At 61.8% G+C, this 18,554-nt stretch carries 20 protein-coding genes; 8 read left to right on the top strand and 12 right to left on the bottom strand.

All coding sequences use genetic code 11. The annotated features are described in order from the left end of the window. Window positions 1-8: 8 nt before the first annotated feature. The 3 genes from ACVDHI_RS15500 to ACVDHI_RS15510 all read right to left on the bottom strand — a co-directional run bounded on the left by ACVDHI_RS15500 (window position 9) and on the right by ACVDHI_RS15510 (window position 1,909). Window positions 9-542: a DUF4136 domain-containing protein gene (locus ACVDHI_RS15500; protein WP_447212246.1), complete on the bottom strand. Its 534-nt coding sequence runs from the start codon at window positions 540-542 to the stop codon at window positions 9-11. 16 nt (window positions 543-558) lie between these two features. Next, window positions 559-1,428, bottom strand: a complete 870-nt coding sequence (locus tag ACVDHI_RS15505; protein ID WP_010673241.1) for a phosphoribulokinase — start codon at window positions 1,426-1,428, stop codon at window positions 559-561. A 235-nt stretch (window positions 1,429-1,663) separates the two neighbouring features. Next, on the bottom strand, window positions 1,664-1,909 hold the full coding sequence (locus ACVDHI_RS15510) for a YheU family protein (RefSeq protein ID WP_010673242.1): 246 nt from the start codon (window positions 1,907-1,909) through the stop codon (window positions 1,664-1,666). Between the two features lie 89 nt (window positions 1,910-1,998). On the opposite strand from ACVDHI_RS15510, the gene ACVDHI_RS15515 reads away from it, so the two are divergent. Continuing rightward, window positions 1,999-3,150, top strand: coding sequence for a GGDEF domain-containing protein (locus ACVDHI_RS15515; RefSeq protein ID WP_182935863.1), 1,152 nt, complete (start codon window positions 1,999-2,001; stop codon window positions 3,148-3,150). On the opposite strand, the gene ACVDHI_RS15520 is transcribed toward ACVDHI_RS15515, so the two are convergent. From ACVDHI_RS15520 to ACVDHI_RS15530, 3 genes are all read right to left on the bottom strand, one after another. After that, window positions 3,132-4,115, bottom strand: a complete 984-nt coding sequence (locus tag ACVDHI_RS15520; protein ID WP_301479824.1) for a hydrolase — start codon at window positions 4,113-4,115, stop codon at window positions 3,132-3,134. The two genes, ACVDHI_RS15515 and ACVDHI_RS15520, sit on opposite strands and share 19 nt — an antisense overlap. Window positions 4,116-4,175: 60 nt before the next feature. After that, window positions 4,176-5,075 carry a chemotaxis protein gene (locus ACVDHI_RS15525; RefSeq protein ID WP_182935865.1) on the bottom strand — a complete coding sequence of 300 codons (900 nt, stop codon included), beginning with the start codon at window positions 5,073-5,075 and terminating at the stop codon, window positions 4,176-4,178. A 138-nt stretch (window positions 5,076-5,213) separates the two neighbouring features. Beyond that, window positions 5,214-5,900: a hypothetical protein gene (locus ACVDHI_RS15530; RefSeq protein ID WP_323941841.1), complete on the bottom strand. Its 687-nt coding sequence runs from the start codon at window positions 5,898-5,900 to the stop codon at window positions 5,214-5,216. A gap of 39 nt (window positions 5,901-5,939) precedes the next feature. Between ACVDHI_RS15530 and ACVDHI_RS15535 the strand changes: the two genes are divergently transcribed. Further along, window positions 5,940-6,146, top strand: coding sequence for a YheV family putative zinc ribbon protein (locus ACVDHI_RS15535; RefSeq protein ID WP_010673247.1), 207 nt, complete (start codon window positions 5,940-5,942; stop codon window positions 6,144-6,146). Between the two features lie 146 nt (window positions 6,147-6,292). Continuing rightward, window positions 6,293-6,931: an FKBP-type peptidyl-prolyl cis-trans isomerase gene (locus ACVDHI_RS15540; RefSeq protein ID WP_010673248.1), complete on the top strand. Its 639-nt coding sequence runs from the start codon at window positions 6,293-6,295 to the stop codon at window positions 6,929-6,931. A gap of 64 nt (window positions 6,932-6,995) precedes the next feature. On the opposite strand, the gene ACVDHI_RS15545 is transcribed toward ACVDHI_RS15540, so the two are convergent. Further along, entirely contained in the window at window positions 6,996-7,211 is a 216-nt protein-coding gene (locus tag ACVDHI_RS15545; RefSeq protein WP_010673249.1) for a SlyX family protein, read from the bottom strand. A gap of 14 nt (window positions 7,212-7,225) precedes the next feature. Next, the gene (locus ACVDHI_RS15550) at window positions 7,226-8,194 is read right to left on the bottom strand and encodes a WD40 repeat domain-containing protein (RefSeq protein WP_161470757.1); all 969 of its coding nucleotides are present in this window, start codon (window positions 8,192-8,194) and stop codon (window positions 7,226-7,228) included. A gap of 119 nt (window positions 8,195-8,313) precedes the next feature. Here ACVDHI_RS15550 and fkpA point away from each other — a divergent pair, with 119 nt between their 5' ends. Both fkpA and ACVDHI_RS15560 read left to right on the top strand, forming a co-directional pair. Continuing rightward, window positions 8,314-9,123, top strand: coding sequence for an FKBP-type peptidyl-prolyl cis-trans isomerase (gene fkpA, locus ACVDHI_RS15555; RefSeq protein ID WP_029313875.1), 810 nt, complete (start codon window positions 8,314-8,316; stop codon window positions 9,121-9,123). 148 nt (window positions 9,124-9,271) lie between these two features. Beyond that, a complete protein-coding gene (locus ACVDHI_RS15560; protein WP_042881314.1) occupies window positions 9,272-10,675 on the top strand; it encodes a sigma-54-dependent transcriptional regulator in 1,404 nt (467 codons plus the stop codon). A 69-nt stretch (window positions 10,676-10,744) separates the two neighbouring features. Here the strand turns inward: ACVDHI_RS15560 and ACVDHI_RS15565 are convergent, their stop codons facing one another. The 3 genes from ACVDHI_RS15565 to ACVDHI_RS15575 all read right to left on the bottom strand — a co-directional run bounded on the left by ACVDHI_RS15565 (window position 10,745) and on the right by ACVDHI_RS15575 (window position 12,499). Then, window positions 10,745-11,611 (bottom strand): tetratricopeptide repeat protein, encoded by an 867-nt coding sequence (locus ACVDHI_RS15565; protein ID WP_447212247.1) that lies wholly within the window; start codon window positions 11,609-11,611, stop codon window positions 10,745-10,747. Window positions 11,612-11,709: 98 nt separating this feature from the next. After that, window positions 11,710-12,045 carry a hypothetical protein gene (locus ACVDHI_RS15570; protein WP_103260735.1) on the bottom strand — a complete coding sequence of 112 codons (336 nt, stop codon included), beginning with the start codon at window positions 12,043-12,045 and terminating at the stop codon, window positions 11,710-11,712. A gap of 115 nt (window positions 12,046-12,160) precedes the next feature. Next, a complete protein-coding gene (locus ACVDHI_RS15575; RefSeq protein WP_103260734.1) occupies window positions 12,161-12,499 on the bottom strand; it encodes a DUF2956 domain-containing protein in 339 nt (112 codons plus the stop codon). 247 nt (window positions 12,500-12,746) lie between these two features. Between ACVDHI_RS15575 and ushA the strand changes: the two genes are divergently transcribed. Further along, a complete protein-coding gene (gene ushA / locus ACVDHI_RS15580; RefSeq protein WP_041211202.1) occupies window positions 12,747-14,417 on the top strand; it encodes a bifunctional UDP-sugar hydrolase/5'-nucleotidase UshA in 1,671 nt (556 codons plus the stop codon). 193 nt (window positions 14,418-14,610) lie between these two features. On the opposite strand, the gene ACVDHI_RS15585 is transcribed toward ushA, so the two are convergent. After that, the gene (locus tag ACVDHI_RS15585; RefSeq protein ID WP_447212248.1) at window positions 14,611-15,465 is read right to left on the bottom strand and encodes a Tim44 domain-containing protein; all 855 of its coding nucleotides are present in this window, start codon (window positions 15,463-15,465) and stop codon (window positions 14,611-14,613) included. A gap of 421 nt (window positions 15,466-15,886) precedes the next feature. Between ACVDHI_RS15585 and dnaB the strand changes: the two genes are divergently transcribed. Next, window positions 15,887-17,281 (top strand): replicative DNA helicase, encoded by a 1,395-nt coding sequence (dnaB, locus tag ACVDHI_RS15590; protein ID WP_039040054.1) that lies wholly within the window; start codon window positions 15,887-15,889, stop codon window positions 17,279-17,281. A gap of 134 nt (window positions 17,282-17,415) precedes the next feature. Next, entirely contained in the window at window positions 17,416-18,489 is a 1,074-nt protein-coding gene (alr, locus tag ACVDHI_RS15595) for an alanine racemase (protein WP_447212249.1), read from the top strand. Window positions 18,490-18,554 lie beyond the last annotated feature (65 nt).

Here is an 18,554-nt window from a genome sequence, read left to right on the forward strand (position 1 = left end):
AAGAGACATCAGTCTGACGGTAGCGAGCCCAGCAACTGGGCGGCCAGTTGCTGGCTAAGCTGGCCACGGGCCTCCTCTGCGACAGGCACGTCGCTGGCGAGCTGGATGGCGCTGCTCCACACCGCTTTCTGGCTATGCCCGTCGAGCAGCACGATGGCCAGGGTCCCCTTGCGGGCATTGGTGGCGGCGTTCAGGCCCGGTGTCATGCCGAGGCGGGAGAAGATCTCGCCATCGCTCATGTCCTGGCTGCCAGCTACCCCGATGGCGACCCAGACGTCGGCCTCATCCAGGGGAACGCTGCGCCAGCCTTTGCCGTCCAGCTGCCGGATGACGGCCTGCTGTACCGGCTCGAGCCAGGGCGCGGCGCTGTTGCCCGCATACTGGAATTGTTCGGCCAGCGCATAGCGTGGTGTCGCCCCGTAGGTCCAATGCTCCGCCGGGCGAACCACCATGGTGCTTGTTTCGACCGTGGGTGCGGCGGGGCCGGAGCTGCAACCCCCCAGCAGGGTTGCCAGCATGAATGAGAGAAGTGCAGCGCGCATCGTTAAGCTCCTTGGCTCAGGTGATCTTGCCCGTTTCGATCAGTTGCTGGATCAGGGGGCGCAGGATCAGTTCCATTGCGAAGCCCATCTTGCCACCCGGCACGACGATGGTGTTCATCCTGGACATGAAGGCGCCGTCAATCATCGACAGCAGGTAGGGGAAGTCCACCTGCTTGATGCCCCGAAACCTGATCACCAGCATACTCTCGTCCAGGCTGGGTATCACCTTGGCGCTGAAGGGGTTGGAAGTATCGACGGTCGGCACCCGCTGGAAGTTGATGTGGGTGCGGGAGAACTGCGGCGTGATGAAGTTGATGTAGTCGTCCATGGAACGCACGATGGAGTCGGTCACCGCCTCGCGGGAGTGGCCGCGTTCCGAGGTGTCGCGAATGAGCTTCTGGATCCACTCCAGGTTGACGATGGGCACCACGCCGATGAGAAAGTCCACGTGCCGCGCCACGTTGTGCTCCCCCGTGACCACGCCGCCATGCAGTCCTTCGTAGAACAGCAGATCCGTCTCGCCGGGCAGATCCTGCCAGGGGGTGAAGGTGCCAGGCATCTGGTTGAAAGGCACTGCCTCGTCGAAGCTGTGCAGATAGCGCCGGTACTGACCTGTGCCGCTCTGGCCATACTCCTGGAAAAAGGACTCCAGCAGACCGAAATCGTTGGCCTCCGGGCCGAAGTAGCTGATATGCCGCCCCTGCTCCCGGGCCTTGCGGATCGCCACGTCCATCTCGGGCCTGGTGTAGCGGTGAAAACTGTCCCCCTCGACCACGGCCGCCTTGTATCCAAGCTGGTGGAACATGGAGCGGAAGGCGTTGGTGGAGGTGGAAGTACCGGCACCGGACGAACCGGTGACCGCGATGATGGGATGCTTGGCGGACATAGAATTCTCTCTTCCTTGGTAGTTCCGTTATAAGGGGTGGCCCAAAGTGCGGTCAAGTGCGCCGTCATCCTCCTGCAGCTACCACGCTTCCCGGCAATAGCGATGAACGAGGGCTGCCCTGTGCTCCGGGTACGTTGGAATAGGTGCTTCTGGATGGCGAACTGGCCATGCGGCCTGATGGTGCGAGTTGGATAGGGGGAGGGCGGGGTGAGCCGCCCGATAAGCCGTGACCGCGTTACGCTTGGGGGAAGTCGTCAGTGGGTGACTTGCTTAAATGAGTCTTTGGGACGACATTGACACTTTCGTGCAGCTCGCTGTAGACAAGCACGGCGCTACCTTGTAGCAATTGTTGCCTGACTGCTTCGACCTTGTCGGTCAGGCTGACATCCTGTTCACCGTATTCGGTGCCTTCTTGCAGCACAAAGTGTTCGAGCAGGTTGGTGAGGGTGTCCGGCTCCAGTTCTTGCCAGGGGATAATCATGATTTCATCTTCACTCAGTGGGTTGCGGATATTGTCGGTGTCTGGTCGGCAAGCGCAAGGGATTTGTCTCGTTTTGGACGAGGGGTGCTATGCAATCCATTGACGCACGCCGACCCTCCAGTCAATTCGAACAGCACCTGTTCGATGCCCGCCGCCGCGCCCTGAGCGCCGGTTTGCGCTGGTACTGGGTCATCAATCTCATCGCCCTCGTATTTCTGCTGACCCGCTTCTACATCTATCGGGATGCACACCTGGTACTGGTCGGCAACCTGCCCTGGTCATACAAATGGCAGCTCTTTGCCATGATAGGTGTTGGCCTGCTGCTGCCGCTCGGGTGGGGCTGGCTCTCCCGTCAATCCCATGCCATCTGGCTGGTGTCCCTGTGCGTCTGTGCCCTGGCCTGGGGGCTAGCCTGGGCCATGGTGGGTTACACCATCTCGATCGTCGACTTGAAGGGAGGCTTCAGTTTCATTTTCAACATGGTCAGTCTGTTGCTGCTGACCGGTCTCGTCGCCGCGTATTGCGATGTGCGGCTGTTTTACGCACTGGTGTCGGTCCCCCTGCTGTTCTTGTTGATGAGAGCCTCCTGGAGTCCTGAGCCCTTTGTTCTGGTCAACACCATCGTGGTCGGGGTCTTGCTGGTGGTGCTGGAGACGGGGCGGCGCATGCTCAACGGCTGGTTCGAGCTTGCGGTGTCAAGGGAACACGACAACCTGATGTTGGCAAACAAGATGAATGCCATGGCCAACCGGGATCCCCTGACCGGCATAGCCAACCGTCGCCACTTCGATCAGGCGTGCAAGCGTGCCATTGCGCAAGGCACCACCCAGGATGTACCGCTCACCGTGATCCTGCTCGATGTGGATTTCTTCAAGCGCTACAACGATCGCTATGGTCATCAGGCGGGGGATGAGTGCCTGATCCTAGTGGCCGAGTGCCTGGAGGAGAGTGTGCGGGAGCCCGGCGATCTGGTGGCGCGCTACGGGGGAGAGGAGTTCGTGGTGTTGCTGCAGGAGACGACGCTGGCCGGTGGCCAGGAGGTGGCGGAGCGCATTCGCGCCACTCTGGCGGCCAGGGCTCTGCCCCATGAGGATTCCGACGTTTCCCCCCACCTCACCCTGAGCCAGGGGATAGCCCAGTGGCGAACCGGGGAGAGCCTCGTCATGTTGCTCGAGCGAGTCGATAGTGCCCTCTATCAGGCCAAGGAAGAGGGGCGCAACGGTTACCGGCTCGCACCCTGAGTCTGCTCCCGCAACCACTGGCTGATGCGCTCATCCAGCCAGAAGCGGGGGCGCCAGGGGGAGCCGTGCAGGAAGCCCACGTGGCCGCCCTGTCTGCTCAGCTCGTAGCGCACCAGAGGGGAGAGCTGCTCCGCCGCCGGAATGACGGCATCGGTCATGAAGGGATCGTCGGCGGCGTGAATGATGAGGGTCGGGATGGGAATGCGGGCCAGCAGGCCCAGGCCGGAGCAGGTCTGGTAGTAGTGATCGGCGCTTTTGAAACCATGGAGCGGTGCCGTCACCAGCTCGTCGAACTCCCTCAGTGTGGCGATGCGGGTGATCTGGGCCGGCTGCCAGCGCGCCCGTGCCGCGCTCTGGCGCCGGATCTTGCTTTGCAGGTTGGTTCGCATGGTGCGCAGCAGGTAGTTCTGATAGACCCGTGAGAAGCCCTGATTGACCCGATCGGCACAGCTTGCCAGTTGCAGCGGGGCCGACACTACCACCGCCGCCTTCAATGGTGCCGGGCAGGCCCGCGCCAGCAGATTGACCAGCATGTTGCCCCCCAGGGAATAGCCGATGGCGACCAGGGGACGGCCAGGAAAACGCCGCCCCAGCTCGGCAATCACCGCCTGGGCGTCCTCGATGGCGCCTGAGTGATAGGCCTGCAGCAGCCGGTTCGGCTCGCCACTGCACCCCCGAAAGTGCATCAGCACCGCCTCGTTCCCTTGCCGCTGCAGGTGGGCAAAGAGCCCCTTGGCATAGTGGGAGTGAATGCTCCCCTCCAGTCCGTGGAACACCACCACCAGGGGTTGTTCATCCTGGCCGGGTTCGCCGCTCCAGGCCAGATCAACGAAATCGCCGTCCGGGAGTTCGAAGCGCTCCTGGATGAAGCGGGCAGGCGAGCGGCGCAGCCACTTGGGCAAAATGGTTTGCAGATGGGGGTTGCGGGCCCACCAGGGGGCGTGAAAGTGGCTTTCTGTCAACATGCAACGACTCGGAAGAGCAGGGAGGAAAAGGGGGCGGCGAGCCCTTGGCTCGCCGCGACATCAGGCCAGCAGACGATCGTGGTGCTCGGCGCCGCGCAGCATGGCCTGGATCAGTTCGTTGGCTTCAAACTTGGTGAGCGCCTCGTGGGCGCCGACCTGATGGGCCCGCTCCACGCTGATCTCGCTGGAGAGGGAGGTGTGCAGGATGATGTAGGCTCCCGCCAGCTTGGCATCGCTCTGGACCTCGAAGGCCAGCTCGTAACCATCCAGCCCCGGCATCTCGATATCGCTCACCAGGATGTCGATCCGCTTGCCCTGGGAGACCCGGGTCTGCATCAGGGTGAGGGCGTCGCGTCCGTTGGTGCAGACCTCGTAGGGGATATTGATGTAATCGAGCGCCGCCATGAGCTGGCGACGGGCAACGGAGGAGTCGTCCACCAGCAGGATCCGCATCGGCTTGAGCCGCTCGCGCTGCACGTCGGTCAGCACGGGGTAGAGATGGCTGGGATCGTCCGGATAGACCCGCGACAGGATGAGTTCCACATCCAGCAACTGGATCAACTGATCTCCCACCCGGGTCACACCGGTGACGAAGACGTTCTGTCCCAAGGAGGGAGGGGGCGGTTCGATGTCACGCCAGTTGCACTCGGTGATCTTGTCGATGCCCCGCACCAGAAAGCCCACCAGGGTGCGGCGGCAATCGGTGATGATGATGAAGCAGTGGGGCATCTCCTCCCGGGTGATGGGGCGGTAGCCCACGGCCATTGCCATGTCGATCACCGGGATGGTGGTGCCGCGCATGCTGGCGGCCCCGAGCACGGTGGGATGGGATTGTGGCAGGGCGGTGAGCTGGGTGTAGGGCACGATCTCCTTCACCTTGAGGGTACCGATGGCGAAGGATTGTCTGGCAGAGAGGTGGAACAGCAACATGCCCTGGGATTGGTTGGCCTTGCTCGTCATGGCGGATGTCCTGTTGATCTAGTCGGTGACGGTCAATCGGGTGTTCAGCATAAAGGATGGTGACATGAATGACTCCTTTGTTGTTAGCGGCGGTGAGCCGCAAAACTGGATTTCTTTTGCCATCCTTTTATGCCTCTCTTATCGGGTCGCGGACGGCTGAGGGGAGAGGGGCGCCCCGAGCCATTGCAGATGAGCCTCGGCCAGCGCGCTTTCATCCCGATAACCCAGCCTGTTCACCACCTGTGACGGTGTGCTGCCGCTTCGTAGCAGGCGAATCCCCTGCAACAGTTGCCACTGATCCTGCAGTGCCTGGGCGTCCGGGCCCTCGAGACCGCGAGTGCCCAGCAGGGTCTGCCAGGCAGCCACGCTATCCGGCTGCGCTCTGGCCAGGGCTTGCCAGGCATCTTGCAGTGCCTGATCCCCCAGTGACGAGATGGTGCAGCCATGCAACTCATCCCCCACCACTTGCAGTCGCTGCCCATAGGGGCCTTGCCAGTCTCGGGGGCGTGACCAGGCCGCTAGGCTGTCCAGCAGTGCGTCCATCAACGGGTTTGCCTGCAACCAGCCAGCCTGGGCGGGCTGGGGCACCCGCACGGAGCAGGCCAGCAGATCATGCTGGCAGTCAGCCAGAGGGGTGAAGGCGGCGAGGGCATCGGCACAGAGCCAGAAGTGGCTGCCAGGTGTCAGCAGCAGCTCATGGGCACCCAATTTCAGCAGCGCCGCCCCCTGGGTGACGCGCAGCAATTGGCCCATGGGGGAGCGCTTGCGGGGGCCGACCTGAAGGGTGGAAGTGGAAAAATGCTGATATTCGATGGCGTGATGCATGTAAAAACCCTGATATGATGCTGCCTGGAGGTAACAAAAATGGAAACCAGACGTAAAAAGCGCTTCATTGCCGGGGCGGTTTGCCCGGCGTGCGGCAAGATGGACACCATGATGCTGTATATGGAGCATGGAGTCGAGAAGGTGACCTGTGTCGAGTGCGGGGATACCCAGGTGCAGACCCAGGAGCAGGTGGACAAGGCGACGCGCGAGGCGGAGCAGGTGATAGGGGTGTTTCGTCCCGAGTGAGTGCCATGCCTCAAGGTGATGGTACGCCGGTCAGGCTGGTCGCTGTTGATGACTTTTTCATCACGCTGAAGCCGGGCCGACCATATGCTTGTCTGCCTTTTTGAGGTATTCTGAGCCCGTTTTTTTCTATCCGCAGGATCCCTGACATGAAAGTAGCTCCCCTGAGCGTGGTTACGCTGGAATACACGGTCACCGACGAACACGGTGAAGTCATCGACACCACTGTCGGTAAAGAGCCGCTGGTGTATCTGCACGGTACCCGTTACCTGGTCTCCGGCCTCGAAGCCGAGCTGGAAGGTCGCAGCGTGGGCGAGGCGTTCGACGTCACCCTGACGCCGAACCAGGCCTATGGCGAGTACGACGAGAATCTGGTGCAGGAAGTGCCCGGCGAGCTGTTCGACGGCATGGAAGTGTCTGAAGGGGATACTTTTGTGGCCGAGACCGACGATGGTCACCGCCCGGTGACCGTCATCGAGGTGTCCGAGGAGTTCATCAAGGTGGACGGCAACCATCCCCTGGCTGGCGTGACCCTGGGCTTCAAGGTCGAGATCAAGGACGTGCGTGCCGCGACCGCCGAAGAGCTGGCCCACGGCCATGTGCACGGCGCCGGTGGCTGCGGTCACGATCATGGTCATGACCATGATCACGGCCATGATCACGATCACGACCACGGTGGCTGCTGTGGTGGCCACGGTCACAACCATGCACACGATCACGGTGACGATCACGGTCACGGTGGTTGCTGCGGTGGTGGCGGTTGTGGTGGCAAGGGCCATCAGCACTGATCACGGCCTGGTCGATGATAAAAAAACCCGCGCATGGCGCGGGTTTTTTTATGGCTGGCACGCATCAGTAGTGCGGTGGCGGCGTCTCTTCGGCCATGCTGGCGATCTGGCTCGGCTGTACGCTCTGCAATTTATCCACCAGTAGATGGATCTGGTGTTTGAGCCGGTCCAGCTCGCGACCCTGGGTGGTGACCTCGTCGTTGAGCTGCTCCACCGTATATTCGGCAAAAGCGAGGCGGCTTTCCAGGGTTTCGAGGCGTTCGTTTAGTTGCTGACTCATGGGCCTTTTGGTCCTTACTTGATAGTCCAGATTTCAGCCAGGCCACTGGAGCTGGCACTGACGAGGTGGTCATTGTCGCGCAAAGCCACGCCATAGACCACAGCGCTCGGCGGTTTCACCTTGGGATGGGGCGAGACGCGCCAGCTCTGCAACGGCTGGCCGTCACTCACCTGCCACAGAGTGAGCTGGCGGGAGGGGGCGCCGGTGATGAGCCAGTTGCCGCCGTTGGCGAAGCGGGCGCTGGTGTAGACCTCGAAGCGGTGATCATATTGCAACCTGCTGTGCTCCTTGCCGGTTTTGAGATCCCAGATGCTGGCCTGGCGACTGTCTGCGGTGAAGGCGAAACGTCCGGACGGATCCAGTCTCGCCATCACGACTCGCCCGGCGTGGTTGAAGCGCCACACCACCTGGCCCGTGCGGGTGTCCCACAGATAGGCGCTGTAATCGTTGCCGCCGGTGAGGGCATAGCGACCATTGGGGGAGAGATCCACCGTGTTGACCTGTTCGGTGTGGCCGAGGAATTGCAGCCGGCGTCCGGTCTGGGTGTCGACCACTTCCGCCTTGCCGTCTTCACGGCCGATGAGCACCTGGCGGCCATCCGCCGAGATCGCCGCATCGCGCAGGGGGGATTCTGGCAGGGAGTAGTAGCCCTGGGAGCGGCCATCCTGCAAGCGCCAGATGGCGAAGGTGTGCTGGGTGGCGGTGATGGCATGGCTGTCATCGGGGGAGAAGCGGGTCAGGGTGACGAACTCCTCCTGGTCGTCGCTCTGGCGCCAGCGCCAGCGCTCCTTGCCCTGTTCCAGATCCCACACCACAGTGCCCTGACCCAGGCTGGAGACGAGCGCGAGCTTGCCGGAACTGGCGAGATCCGCGCTCAGCAGACCCTGGTTGGCGAGGTGGATCTGCTGGCTGGGAAGTGAGCGTTGTTCGCACCCCGTCAGCATCAGGCAAATACCGATGAGATAAATGGCACTTTTGATCATTTTTCCTGTCTCATGCTTTCGTTACCTGCGATCACGGCGTTAGTATAAGGCGCTTATCACGATAAACCTCTCATTTCACGAAGGAACCGAGAGCGGTATTTAGAGTTTTGGAGAAACTGATGAACAATTTTCTGAAGGTGTCCCTGTTGGCTGCGGCGGTTGCCGTCGGTCTGACTGCTTGCCAAAAAGATGAGAAACCTGCTGCGACCAACACCGCAGAGGTCAAGGCAGAAGCCAGCAAGCCGGCAGAGGCCCCCAAGGCTGAGGCCAAGAGCTTTGAAGAGCAATCCGGCTATGCGATCGGCCTCTCCATGGGTCGTTATATCGCCAATACCCTGGAGCGCCAGCAGGAGCTCGGCATCAAGCTGGACAACACCGTGATCCTGAAGGGTGTCACCGACGGTCTGGGCAAAGAAGCCAAGATGACCGACGAGGAGATCCAGAAGGTTCTGCAGGAATACGACGCCAAGATCAACGAGCTGACCAAGGCGAAGGCCGACAAGGATGCCGTGGAAAACCTGAAGAAGGGTGAAGAGTTCCTGGCTGCCAACGCCAAGAAAGAGGGCGTGAAGAGCACCGAGTCCGGCCTGCAATATCAGGTCGAGAAGATGGGTGACGGCGCCAAGCCGAAGGCCACCGACATCGTCAAGGTGCACTACACCGGTACCCTGACCGACGGCACCAAGTTTGACAGCTCCGTCGATCGCGGCGAGCCGGCTACCTTCCCGCTCAACCAGGTGATCCCGGGCTGGACCGAAGGGGTGCAATTGATGCCGGTCGGCTCCAAGTTCAAGTTCTTCCTGCCGTCCAAGCTGGCCTATGGCGAGCACGGTGCAGGTTCCATCCCGGCCAACGCCGTGCTGGTATTTGACGTAGAGCTGCTGGCCATCGAAAAACCGGCTGCCGATGGCGACAACGCCAAGAAATAAGCTCAAAGCACCATAAAAACGGCTCCCCAGGGAGCCGTTTTTGCTTGTGTATTGTCGCAATCCCCCGGATAAAGCGATGAGGCCGTCTTGAGTGTGTGGCGGCTAGCCCCCAGAATAGACAACAAAATCAAGCGCAAGGATGGATCTCGTGGCTGAAAGCAAACCCCGTGTCCTGTTGGTGGAAGATACCCGCAGTCTGGCGGTCGTCTATGAGCAGTATCTGGCCCAGGATGGCTACGAGGTGCAGCTGGCAGATTGTGGCCAGCAGGCTTTGGCACAATTGCTGGCAAGCCCGCCCCCTGTGGTGCTGCTCGACCTGGAGTTGCCCGACATGTCCGGCATGGACATCTTGCAGCAGATCACGGAGCGGCAGCTGCCCTGCTCCGTGGTGGTGATCACCGCTCACGGCTCGGTGGATGTGGCGGTGGAGGCGATGCGGTTCGGGGCCTTCGATTTTCTCACCAAGCCGTTCGATGGCAAGCGCCTGTGCGCCACGGCGCGCAATGCCCTGAAGCACCAGCAGCTCAGCTCGCTGGTGGCCCAGTATCGGGAAAACTTCGAGCGCAGCTCCTTTGCCGGTTTCATCGGCGCCTCCATGGCGATGCAGGCGGTCTATCGCATCATCGAGAGCGCGGCGCCGAGCAAGGCCACCGTCTTCATCACTGGCGAGAGCGGCACCGGCAAGGAGGTGTGCGCCGAGGCCATCCACCAGTGCAGCCCGCGTCGGGATCAGCCCTTCATCGCCCTCAACTGCGCCGCCATTCCCCATGACCTGATGGAGAGCGAGATCTTCGGCCACGTGAAGGGGTCGTTTACCGGTGCCCAAGGGGATCGCAAGGGGGCGGCCAGTCTGGCGGACGGCGGCACCCTCTTCCTCGACGAGATCTGCGAGATGGATCTCGACCTGCAGAGCAAGCTGCTGCGCTTCATCCAGACCGGCACCCTGCAGCGGGTCGGCAGCGGCAAGCTGGAGACGGTGGACGTGCGCTTCGTCTGCGCCACCAACCGGGATCCCCTGGTGGAGGTGAAGGCGGGGCGTTTTCGCGAGGACCTCTATTATCGCCTGCACGTGATCCCGCTGGCGCTGCCCCCCCTGAGGGAGCGGGGAGAGGACATCCTGCTGCTGGCCCGGGAGTTGCTGCTGCGTTATGCCGGTGAGGAGAACAAGCGGTTCAGGGATTTTGATGCGGACGCAGTGCAGGTGCTGCTCGACTATCCCTGGCCCGGCAACGTGCGCGAGCTGCAAAACGTGGTGCGCAACATAGTGGTGCTCAACGATGGCGAGCTGGTGAGCCCGGATATCCTGCCACCTCCCCTCAACGGGGGGCGTACCCTGGCCCCGGAGCCTGCGGTCGGGATCGCGGATCCCCAGTCAGAATCCGTCGTCGTTCGCAGGCAGGTCCGTCCGCTCTGGCAGGTGGAGAAGGAGGCCATCGAGCAGGCCATCGCCAGTTGTGACGGCAACATCCCCAAGGCGGCGGCCCTGCTGGAAATAAGCCCTTCCACGATTTATCGCAAGAAGCAGAGCTGGGAAGAGGCGAGTCCGGCCTGAGCCGTCACCTCTGCTCCCGGGCAGACATGCTGATGTGCGGGGCGGCCAATTGGTCGCCCCGCACGCTTATCAGAGTTTGGCGAGCAGCTTGAGCCTGGCCAGTCGTTCTGCCTCGTTGGCGGTGAACCAGCCATCCTGTGACAGCAGAAACCAGGCGCGGGCAAAGTACTCGGTCGCCGCGGGATCATTGAGCACGAGTGCATTCTCCCCCAGCTCCTCGAACACATAGCCATCCTCGGGGGTGCCTGCGGCGGCCATGTCGTCGCGCAACTGCGCCAGTTCGGCCATGGCCTGTTCATGGCGCTCCTGGGCCCGGCTCAGGCGCGCCAGACTCCAGCGGGCGATAAAGGCTTTGCCCTGGTTGTTGTGCTGCTCGTGCCAGGCCAGGCACTTTTGCTGACAGGCGATGGCCTCGTCGAGGAGACCCAGCTCGAACAGGGTCCAGCCCTGATTGTTATAGAGGGTGGCGAGCCAGCCTCGCGTCCGCTTGTCGTGACTGCGCTCGGCCAGGGTCATCGCCAGCTGGTGCCAGTGGCTCTGCTCCTCCAGGGGGGCGGCGATGGCCACCATGTGGGCCGCATCGATGGCCAGATAGTGTTCTTCGTGCTGCTCTCCCAGTTGCCAGGCTTGTTCAAACAGGGCTTTGGCGCTGACCTTGTCCCCGGCGGAGTTGAAGGTGCGGCCACGCTCCAGCAAGGCGCGCAGGCGGGCCCGTGGAGTCGCCTCGGTGAGGCGGGGTTCTATCTCGTCGAGCAGCTGGTGCGCCTGTGCAAACTGGCGTTGCAGCGAATGGGTACGGGCTATCTGGGTGAGGAGCTCCAGCTCCCATTGCAGGTTGGTGGCACGCGCCTCGGGCAGCAGTGCTTGGAAACGCTGGGCGCTGGCAACGGGATCCTGATAATCCCACAGCGCCATGAAATCGGGCGGATTGTTCATCTGGCCTCCATGCCGGTTATCCGCCCACCAAGATGCCTGAAGGCCATTCTTTGTACAAGAAGGGGGGCTGGCGCCATCGTGACGCCAGCGTTTGCCGATCAGTAGACCATGGCAAGGCTCATCAGCATCAGACCCAGGGCAGCAAAGGCTCCCTCCTTGATAGCCAGGCGCGGTACCAGTGCCTTGGGCAGGGCAGGGAACAGGCTCAGGGCAAAGCCCAGCCCCGGCATCAGCCAGTGGAAAGCAGGGCTTCGCAGGGCGGGATCCGCATTGCCATTGATGACGATGAGCAGGATAAAGAGGGTGAAGGCGGGCAGGATAAACCAGCGGGCATGGCCGGCGGCGACCGCCCGCAGTGGCGAGATGCGATAGAGCACCAGGGTCACGAGGAAGAGGGCGAGGGGAGCCAGCAGATAGAGCGGGGCCGGATTCATGATGAGGGTCTCCTGACAAGGGGGGCAGAGTGTAGGCAGTCCTGGTGGGGAATGACCAGTCCCCCGCGCCCGGGCTGTGAAGCGGATCGCAGGGCAAAGGTTTGCCTGGGCAGGATCAGCGGAACCAGAACCAGAGCACGGCAAATACCAGCCAGCTCAGCACCAGCAGGATCCAGGGCAGCGGGTGCTGGCGGGTGAGCTCGATGACCTCGGCTTCGCTCTCCTCTTCCGACGTCTCTTGGGAAGAGTGCCTGGCTTTGGCTTGCAGTTTCTTCTGGCGGCTGGCCTCGCGGGCCTTCGCCTTCATCTGTTTCTTGTATTCGTCTATGCCCTTCTGGATCCCCTGGGCGATGAGCTGGGTCTGCTCCTTGGTCTGCCCCGGCTTCTGGTTGGCACGGGCGATCTTCATCGCCTCCTGCTGGGTTTCGGGGGAAATTTTGTCGTACTTGGCCATTCCAGGCACTCCTTGGCATTGATTGGCGGGCAGTATGCCATAACCGTTACCGGCGGGCTGCCATCATGGGGGAAATTGCTCTGCGAGTGGGGGCCTCTGTTCCAAATAGGGGAAACAGGTTGCGTGGATGATCACATTTGGCGGAATTTGTGAGTCGCCGATGAAAAACCGTCACATGTTGTTTGTTATATTACCGCCCGATCCTGGATAGGGTCGTCCAATAACAAAATAACAAGGTGATATGGAAATGAATTATAAATTTGTCAAAGGAAGTATCGCACTGGCAGTGCTTGCCGCATTGAGCGGCTGCAATACCTCAAGCAACGACAGCGTCGCCCCCTGCACCGAAAATGTCTGCAAGCTGACCATTTTGCATACCAATGATACCCACGGTCGTTTCTGGCACAACGACAAGGGCGAATATGGCATGGCGGCCCAGAAGACCCTGGTCGAGCGGCTGCGTGCCGAGGCGAAAGCGGCGGGCAGCGAAGTGCTGGTGCTCTCCGGCGGTGACGTCAACACCGGGGTGCCAGAGTCGGATCTGCAGGATGCAGAGCCGGACTTCATGGCCATGAACAGCATCCGTTACGATGCCATGGCGGTGGGCAACCACGAGTTCGACAACCCCCTGACCATCCTCGAGAAACAGCGCCAGTGGGCCCAGTTCCCGATGATCTCCGCCAACATCTATGACAAGACGAGCGGCAAGCGCTACTTCGATCCCTACAAGGTGTTCAAGCTGGAAAGCGGCCTCAAGGTCGCCGTGCTGGGTCTGACCACAGAGGACACCGCCCAGCTGGTGGATCCCAACAACGTCCAGACCCTGGAGTTCCGCGATCCGACCACGGAAGCCGCCAATCTCGGCAAGCAGATCCGCGACAACAAAGAGGCGAACCTGGTTCTTGCCATCACCCACATGGGCCATTACGAGAATGGTCAGCACGGCAGCAACGCACCGGGTGACGTGGAAATGGCCCGTGCGCTGCCGGCAGGCACCCTGGACGCCATCATCGGTGGTCACTCCCAGAACCCGGTCTGCATGGAGCCGGGCACCCCGGACAAGTACGCCGACTTCAAGCCGGGCGACGATTGCCAGCCGGATCAGCAGAACGGCACCTGGATCATGCAGGCTCACGAGTGGGGCAAGTATGTGGGTCGTGCCCAGTTTGACTATCAGAATGGCAAGCTGACCCTGACCCAGTACGATCTGATCCCGGTCAACCTGAAGAACGCGGACGGTGATTTCATTCAGGAAGAGATCGTCAAGGATCCCGAGCTCTACAACACCCTGCTCACCTATCAGGAGAAGGGACAGCAGGAGCTGGGTGTGGTCATCGGTGCCACCGATGGCGTACTGGACGGTGAGCGCGCCAACGTGCGCAACAAGCAGACCAACCTGGGTCGTCTCATCACCACCGCGACCGCCGAGAAGCTGAGCACCGACTTTGGCATCGTCAACTCCGGTGGGGTGCGTGCCTCCATCGCGGCAGGGGACATCAGCTACCGTGACGTGCTGACCGTGCATCCGTTCGGCAACACCGTCAACAAGGCGACCATGAGCGGCAACGAGCTGCTGACCTACCTGGGTCAGGTCGCGACCAAGACCGCCAATACCGGTGGCTATGCCCAGTTCGGCGGCATCAAGATGACGGTGGATTGCCAAGCCAAGAGTGTGGACATCGCCACCATCGGCGGCAAGGCCTTCGATCCGGCAGCAACCTACAGCTTCTCCATCCCGAGCTTCAGCGCGGCCGGTGGTGACGGTTATCCGAAGATCGACACCATCAATGCCGGTCTGGTGGATGCCGGTGTGCTGAAGGATTATATCGCGGCGAAGAAGACCATCCAGGTCGCCGATTATCAGCCGGCCGGCGAGGTCAGCTATATCAACTCCACCTCGGTAGAGGGTTGCAAATAATCTCTGCACCCCGAGCCAATAAAAAAGAGAGGCAGCCATGGCTGCCTCTCTTTTTATTTTCAATGTCATCAGCTGTGTCTCTCGGGAAATATATCCGGCCACGGGAAGCTGCCTCGAAATAGGGCATGACACGATCTGAGGGCAATAAAAAGGCGACCCTGAGGTCGCCTTGATGAAATGGGTCGGTTGAACCTTAGAGCTGCTCGATGCCGACGATATGCCAGGGGGCATTGTCCTTGGCGAGATCACGCTCGAGGTGCCACACCTCCTTGATATCCTCCTCGACCTGCTCCTGACGATCCATGTAGCGGCCGCTGAAGCGCACGCTCACCTGGGCCCAGTCGCTGCCGTAGTCGGCACGGACCAGCTGGGTGTCCACGTACATCACCTCGGTGTGCTGCTCACCGGAGAGCTCGGCGCGTTCGGCCTTGAGGTGCTCGAACAGCTCGGGGCTCACGTACTCGCGGATCTTCTCCAGGTCGTTCTTGTTCCAGGCCTCTTGCAGGGTGCGGTAGTGATCGCGGGCACCGGCCAGGAAGCCGTTCATGTCAAAGCCCGGGGGCAGACGGAAGGGCACGTCGCTGTCGGCAAAACCGGTGGCCTGCGGGGCGCTGTGGCTCTGCTCGAACTGCTGGGGGGCCGCGCTCTGGGGCGGTTGATAGCCCGCATAGGCCGTCTGTGGCTGGGCCGTTGCCGCCTTGTTCCTGCGCAGGGCTCGGAACAGGAAGACACCGCCCAGTGCCAGCAGGGCGATCAGCAGGAAGTCCATCCCTTGCAGACCTTCGAAGGCGCCGCTGCCCAGCAGGTAGGCAAACAGGCCGCCGGCCAGCAGACCACCCAGCAGGCCGCCCATCATGCCGCCTTTCTTGGGTGCCTGGGCGCCCACGGTCGGGTTCTTGGTGTCGACCGGCTTGGCTGCAGGTTGGGCCGGAGCCGTCTTGTAGCTCTTGCCAAAGGATTTGCCGCCACCAAGTTTCTTGGCCTCGGCGATGGGTGCCCCAAGGCCAATGGCCAGGATCAGGGCAAACAGGGTCAGCATCTTTTTCATTTTGACTCTTTCACTCTCATGTAGGTGGGGGCATGCTCTGCTTGTGCAAGCTCAGCGAGGCGCATGGCAGGCTGCCAGTCCCTTTTTGTGTTGCAGCTTGCGGGTATGATTATCACGGATGGCATGAATTATTCATGAACAGATTGAGTCGTCCGACAGGGGAGGCGCCCATGAAACACAGACGGCCGAGTCGCTCGGTGCGCAGGCTGCGCAACAAACAAAGAGCAAGAACGAAAGATCAGACCCTGGTCTGGCCCTTTCTCGTACTGTGAGGCAGGTCTGCGGCGCAGAAGTGGATGACGCTGACGAGGCCTGGGTCCCGTCTTGTCGCCGGATGCGATGACGGGACGTATTAGCACTCGCGATGGCGGGGTTTCTTTTGTAAAATTCCCGTCCCCTTCCCGCTGCGGTTTTTATGTGTATGGCAGAGCAAGTGACGGCGAAAAAAGACGCCAAGACACAACAGCTGAAAGTACCTCCCCACTCTTTTGAGGCCGAACAGTCCGTACTGGGCGGCCTGATGCTGGACAACGAGGCCTGGGATCGGGTCGCCGAACGGGTGATCGACAAGGATTTCTACAGCCGCCCGCACCGCCTGATCTTCCAGGCCATGACCCGCCTCTCCAACGCGGGCAACCCCATCGACCTCATCACTCTGCAGGAGGAGCTCGAGCGCTCCGAGCAACTGGAAGAGGCCGGTGGCTTCGCCTATCTGGTGGAGATCGCCAAGAACACCCCGAGTGCCGCCAACATCAGTGCCTACGCCGAGATCGTGCGTGAGCGGGCGGTGGTGCGGGAGATGATCTCGGTCGCCAACGAGATAGTCGAAGCGGGCTACGAGCCCCAGGGCCGTACCTCCAACGATCTGCTGGATCTTGCCGAGAGCAAGGTGTTCCAGATCGCCGAGCAGCGCACCAGCGCCAACGAGGGCCCCCAGCCCCTGAAGCTCATCCTCGAGCAGACCGTCGACAAGATTGAAGAGCTGTTCAAGACCCCCCACAACGGGGTGACCGGCGTGTCGTCCGGCTACAACGATCTGGACAAGATGACCGCCGGCCTGCAGCGTTCGGATCTGGTCATCGTCGCCGCCCGTCCCTCCATGGGCAAGACCACCTTTGCCATGAACCTGTGCGAGCACGCGGCCCTCACCGCCGACAAGCCGGTGCTGATCTTCTCCCTCGAGATGCCCTCCGAGCAGATCATCATGCGTATGCTCGCCTCGGTGGGGCGCATCGACCAGACCAAGGTGCGGACCGGCCAGCTCGACGACGAGGATTGGGCGCGGCTCTCCTCCACCATGGGGCTGCTGCTGGAGAAGGGGAAGATGTACATCGACGACTCCTCCGGCCTGACCCCGACCGAAGTGCGCTCCCGTGCCCGTCGGGTGGCGCGGGACAACGGCGGCATCAGCATGATCATGGTGGACTACCTGCAGCTGATGCGGGTGCCGGCGCTGTCTGACAACCGTACTCTGGAAATCGGTGAAATCTCCCGCTCCCTCAAGGCGCTGGCGAAAGAGCTGCAGTGCCCCGTGGTGGCGCTCTCCCAGCTGAACCGAAGCCTGGAACAGCGGGCCGACAAGCGCCCGGTCAACTCGGATCTGCGGGAATCCGGCTCCATCGAGCAGGATGCGGACTTGATCATGTTCATCTACCGCGACGAGGTCTATCACGACGACAGCCCCGACAAGGGGATCGCCGAGATCATCATCGGCAAGCAGCGTAACGGCCCCATAGGACGAGTGCGGCTCACCTTCCAGGGTCAGTTCTCGCGTTTTGACAACTACGCGGGCCCGGCGTTTGACGATGACTACTAAGTCGGGAGCCTGCTCCCGGCATCCATAAACAGTTTTCCCGGTTCGACAATTCTGCCGGTCCGGCCTTAGACGATGAGATTTGAGGGCTGACACCACCCGGTGCCTGATTATCATGCCCTCGTAAGGGAAAACAGATGAAAGCGGCTATCGCCCAGATCAACACAGCGGCCCTGCGCCACAACCTCGCCGTGGTCAAACGCCACGCCCCCCAATGCAAGATCATTGCCGTGGTCAAGGCCAACGCCTACGGCCACGGCCTGCTGCCAGTCGCCCGCACCCTGGTGGATGCGGACGCCTACGCGGTGGCCCGCATCGAAGAGGCGCTGATGCTGCGCTCCTGCGCCGTGGTCAAGCCCATCGTGCTGCTGGAGGGCTTCTTCAGCGCCGCCGACCTGCCGGTGCTGGCGGCCAACAACCTGCAGACCGCGGTGCACACCTGGGAGCAGCTCGAAGCGTTGGAGCAGGCGGAGCTGCCTGCCCCCGTGGTGGCCTGGCTCAAGCTCGACACCGGCATGCACCGCCTCGGGGTACGGGCCGAGGAGATGCCCGCTTTTATCGAGCGCCTCGGCAAGTGCAAGAACGTGGTGCAGCCGTTCAACGTCATGACCCACTTCAGCCGCTCCGATGAGCTGGAGCAACCCACCACCCGCGAGCAGATCGACTTGTTCAGCCAGCTGACTACGCCGCTCAAGGGCGAGCGCGCCATGGCCAACTCGGCAGGCATCCTGGCGTGGCCGGATTCCCACTGCGACTGGATCCGCCCCGGCGTCATCCTCTACGGCGTCTCCCCCTTCCCTAATACGGTGGCGGCCGATTACGACCTGCAGCCGGTGATGACCCTCAAGACACAACTGATTGCAGTGCGGGATCACAAGGCGGGCGAGCCGGTAGGCTATGGCGCCAACTGGGTGTCGGATCGCGATACCCGGCTCGGGGTGATTGCCATCGGCTATGGCGACGGTTATCCGCGCATGGCCCCCAACGGCACGCCAGTGCTGGTCAATGGCCGCATCGTGCCCCTGGTGGGCCGCGTCTCCATGGACATGACCACGGTGGATCTCGGTCCCGGCGCCACCGACAAGGCGGGCGACGAGGCGGTGCTCTGGGGGGAAGGGCTGCCGGTAGAGCGGGTGGCCGACCAGATCGGCACCATTCCCTATGAGCTCATCACCAAGCTCACCTCCCGCGTCTTTATGGAGTACGTGTAGGCGAGTCGCCCCTCATCCCCCACCCTTCTCCCGCGAGGGGAGAAGGGAGAACAAAAAGGCCGCCC

This window comes from Aeromonas sp. 25-248 (assembly GCF_053005425.1).